1 protein-coding gene is annotated in these 288 nt (G+C 42.7%); it reads left to right on the top strand.

Going from position 1 to position 288, the window contains the following annotated elements:
• Positions 1-183: 30S ribosomal protein S20 (locus FS628_RS32205; protein ID WP_222125329.1), on the top strand; the 183-nt coding region annotated here is incomplete at its 5' end.
• Between the last annotated feature and the right edge of the window lie 105 nt (positions 184-288).

Raw genomic sequence — 288 nt, forward strand, 5'->3', positions numbered from 1 at the left:
GCTGTTAAACCTCCTCATCCTCCTCTGGTAACTAACCAACTTCATACTCCAAAACCTCCCATTCAACCTCCTTCCAAAAACCTCGACAACCCTCTAACTAAAGCTCTCGTTCATAAAAATCCTCCACCACCCAAAAACTCTCCCTTCCCCAAAAAACTCAACCCTCTTTCCCCACAACCGTAAGAACCCTTACTTATACCATCCAATCCAAAAATCCTGAACACCATACCCTTTCACCATTTTTTACTATCTCATTCCATAACTATACCACACACACAAACCCACCTT

Origin of the sequence: Paenibacillus xylanexedens (genome assembly GCF_007676705.1) — a bacterium.
In the GTDB taxonomy this organism is placed as follows: Bacteria; Bacillota; Bacilli; order Paenibacillales; family Paenibacillaceae; genus Paenibacillus; species Paenibacillus xylanexedens_C.